The sequence below is a fragment of the Burkholderia sp. E168m23 genome, from assembly GCF_016586125.1.
In the GTDB taxonomy this organism is placed as follows: domain Bacteria; phylum Pseudomonadota; class Gammaproteobacteria; order Burkholderiales; family Burkholderiaceae; genus Burkholderia; species Burkholderia orbicola.
Genome location: NZ_BCPP01000703.1, coordinates 1 through 3,833, shown reverse-complemented (window position 1 = coordinate 3,833; position 3,833 = coordinate 1). Strand labels below are relative to the sequence as shown.

Below are 3,833 nucleotides of genomic sequence, written 5' to 3'. Positions count from 1 at the left end.
CATCATCGCCGGCTTCTCGGCGTACCCGCGCGCGCTCGACTTCGCACGCTTTCGCGCGATCGCCGACAGCGTCGGCGCGAAGCTGATGGTCGACATGGCGCACATCGCGGGCGTGATCGCCGCGGGCCGTCATGCGAACCCGGTCGAGCACGCGCACGTCGTCACGTCGACCACCCACAAGACGCTGCGCGGCCCGCGCGGCGGCTTCGTGCTGACCAACGACGAGGACATCGCGAAGAAGATCAACTCGGCCGTGTTCCCCGGCCTGCAGGGCGGCCCGCTGATGCACGTGATCGCCGGCAAGGCGGTCGCATTCGGCGAGGTGCTGCACGCGGACTTCAAGACCTACATCGACAACGTGCTCGCGAACGCGCAGGCGCTCGGCGAAGTGCTGAAGGCCGGCGGCGTCGATCTCGTCACGGGCGGCACCGACAACCACCTGCTGCTGGTCGACCTGCGCCCGAAGGGCCTGAAGGGCGCGCCGGTCGAGCAGGCGCTGGAACGCGCGGGCATCACCTGCAACAAGAACGGCATCCCGTTCGACACCGAGAAGCCGACCGTCACGTCGGGCATCCGCCTCGGCACGCCGGCCGGCACGACGCGCGGCTTTGGCGTCGCGGAGTTCCGTGAAGTCGGCCGCCTGATCCTCGAAGTGTTCGACGCACTGCGGGCGAACCCGGAAGGCGACCCCGCAACCGAACAGCGCGTGCGTCGCGAGATCTTCGCGCTCTGCGAGCGCTTCCCGATCTATTGATCGACCCCACAAGAACAGTCACACGAGCGAGAGCAGATATGAGCACGCTGCATCAGGACAGCATCATCATCGACGGACTGAACATCTCGAAGTTCGAGAAGCCGGTGTTCGAGGACATGCGAAAGGGCGGTATCACGGCCGCGAACTGCACGGTGTCGGTGTGGGAGAACTTCACCAAGACCGTCGACAACATCGGCGTGATGAAGAAGAAAATCCGCGACAACGGCGAGCTGCTGACGCTCGTGCGCACGACGGACGACATCTTCCGCGCGAAGAAGGAAGGCAAGACCGGGATCATCCTCGGCTTCCAGAACGCGCATGCGTTCGAGGACAACCTCGGCTACATCGAAGCGTTCGCCGACATGGGCGTGCGCGTCGTGCAGCTCTGCTACAACACGCAGAACCTGGTCGGCACCGGCTGCTACGAACGCGACGGCGGGCTGTCGGACTTCGGCCGCGAAGTGATCACCGAGATGAACCGCGTCGGCATCATGGTCGACCTGTCGCATGTGGGCGGCAACACGTCGTCGGAAGCGATCGCGTTCTCGAAGAAGCCGGTGTGCTACTCGCACTGCCTGCCGTCGGGCCTGAAGGAACATCCGCGCAACAAGAGCGACGCGCAGCTGAAGGAGATCGCCGATGCGGGCGGCTTCGTCGGCGTGACGATGTTCGCGCCGTTCCTGAAGCGCGGCATCGAAGCGAACATCGACGACTACATCGAGGCGATCGACTACGTCGTGAACCTGATCGGCGAAGACGCGGTCGGCATCGGCACGGACTTCACGCAGGATTTCGCGAAGGAATTCTTCGACATGCTGACGCATGACAAGGGACGCTATCGCCAACTGACGAACTTCGGCAAGGTGATCAACCCGGACGGCATCCGCACGATCGGCGAATTCCCGAACCTGACCGCCGCGATGGAACGCCACGGCTGGAGCGAGTCGCGCATCCGCAAGATCATGGGCGAGAACTGGGTGCGCGTGTTCAAGGACGTGTGGGGCGCGTAAGCCCTCGCCGAGCCGAACCGCTCCCTTCGTTTCAACATAAAAAAATCGGGACGTGCCCGCGCAAGCAGCGTGGGCGCGCGGACGATGTCGCGCCGGCGCACCGAGCCGCGCGGCCAATTTCCTCACGGAGTCACCACGATGCAACCGCAACTGCCGATCAACGTCGATCCCGATACCGGCGTCTGGACCACCGACGCGCTGCCGATGCTGTACGTGCCGCGCCACTTCTTCACGAACAACCACGTCGCCGTCGAGGAAGCGCTCGGCGTCGAAGCGTATGCCGAGATCCTCTACAAGGCCGGCTACAAATCCGCCTACCACTGGTGCGACAAGGAAGCAAAGCAGCACGGCATCACCGGCGTGGCCGTGTTCGAGCACTACCTGAAGCGCCTGTCGCAACGCGGCTGGGGCCTGTTCTCGATCATCGAGGCCGATCCGGCGAGCGCACGCGCGAAGATCGAGCTGCGCCACTCGTCATTCGTGCTCCAGCAGCCGGGCAAGGAAGGCAAGCTCTGCTACATGTTCGCGGGCTGGTTCGCGGGCGCGATGGACTGGGTCAACGACACGACGCCGGAAGGCAAGGGCGCGCCGCGTGCGTACTCGAAGGAAGTGCAGTGCGCGGCCGAGCATCACGACCACTGCGTCTTCGAAGTGTCGCCGATCGCGCACTGATGCACTGACGCATTGATTCACTGAAGCAGAACAACACCCGCAACACGAGACATTCGAACGCCAGAGGTCGCCAGCGATGCGTTATCCCCACCTGTTCAAACCCATGCAGCTGAACCAGCTGACGCTGCGCAACCGGATCGTCAGCACCGCGCACGCGGAGGTGTACGCCGAGCCGGGCGGCCTGCCGGGCGACCGCTATATCCGCTACTACGAAGAAAAGGCGAAGGGCGGCGTCGGCCTGGCCATCTGCGGCGGTTCGAGCCCGGTGTCGATCGACAGCCCGCAAGGCTGGTGGAAATCGGTGAACCTGTCGACCGACAAGATCATCGATCCGCTCACGCGCCTGGCCGACACGATGCACAAGCACGGCGCGAAGATCATGATCCAGGCGACGCACATGGGCCGCCGCTCGTCGTTCCACGGCGAGCACTGGCCGCACCTGATGTCGCCGTCGGGCGTGCGCGAACCCGTGCACCGCGGCAACGCGAAGATCATCGAGATCGAGGAAATCCGCCGCATCATCGGCGATTTCGCGGCGGCCGCGAAGCGCGTGAAGGCGGCGGGCATGGACGGCATCGAAATCTCCGCCGCGCACCAGCACCTGATCGACCAGTTCTGGAGCAAGCGTTCGAACCACCGCACCGACGAATGGGGCGGCAGCCTCGAAAACCGCCTGCGCTTCGGCATCGAAGTGCTGACGGCCGTGCGCGAGGCGGTCGGCAAGGATTTCTGCGTCGGCCTGCGCATGTGCGGCGACGAATTCCACGAGGACGGCCTCGATCACGAAGCGCTGAAGGAAATCGCGCAGGCGATGTCGGAGACGGGCCTGATCGACTACCTGAGCGTGGTCGGCTCGGGCGGCGATACGCACAACACGATCGCCAACTGCATGCCGCCGATGGCGTTGCCGCCGGAGCCGTTCGTGCACCTCGCGGCGGGCATCAAGTCGGTCGTGAAGATTCCGGTGATGCACGCGCAGAGCATCCGCGATGCAGGCCAGGCCGAGCGCCTGCTCGCGAACGGCATGATCGACCTGGTCGGCATGACGCGCGCGCAAATCGCCGATCCGCACATGGTGATCAAGATCCGCGACGGCCGCGAAGACGAAATCAAGCAGTGCGTCGGCGCGAACTACTGCATCGACCGCCAGTACAACGGCCTCGACGTGCTGTGCATCCAGAACGCGGCGACGTCGCGCGAAGCGACGATGCCGCACATCATCGAGAAGTCGCGCGGCCCGAAGCGCAAGGTCGTGGTGGTCGGTGCCGGCCCCGCGGGCCTCGAGGCCGCGCGTGTCGCGAAGCTGCGCGGCCACGACGTCGTGCTGTTCGAGAAGAACGCGGAAGTGGGCGGCCAGGTGATGATCGCCGCGAAGGCGCCGCAGCGCGAGCAGATGT

Annotated in this window: 4 protein-coding genes; all 4 read left to right on the top strand. The window is 65.1% G+C overall.

What is annotated here, in order from left to right; all coding sequences use genetic code 11:
• On the top strand, nt 1-754 hold a 754-nt coding region (locus JMF90_RS27830; RefSeq protein WP_201325688.1), incomplete at its 5' end, for a serine hydroxymethyltransferase.
• Nucleotides 755-792: 38 nt separating this feature from the next.
• Nucleotides 793-1,764, top strand: coding sequence for a dipeptidase (locus JMF90_RS27825; protein ID WP_006480656.1), 972 nt, complete (start codon nt 793-795; stop codon nt 1,762-1,764).
• Between the two features lie 138 nt (nt 1,765-1,902).
• Entirely contained in the window at nt 1,903-2,436 is a 534-nt protein-coding gene (locus tag JMF90_RS27820; protein ID WP_011547096.1) for a DUF5943 domain-containing protein, read from the top strand.
• A 76-nt stretch (nt 2,437-2,512) separates the two neighbouring features.
• A partial coding sequence (locus JMF90_RS27815) for an NAD(P)-binding protein (protein ID WP_201325687.1) occupies nt 2,513-3,833 on the top strand: 1,321 nt, incomplete at its 3' end.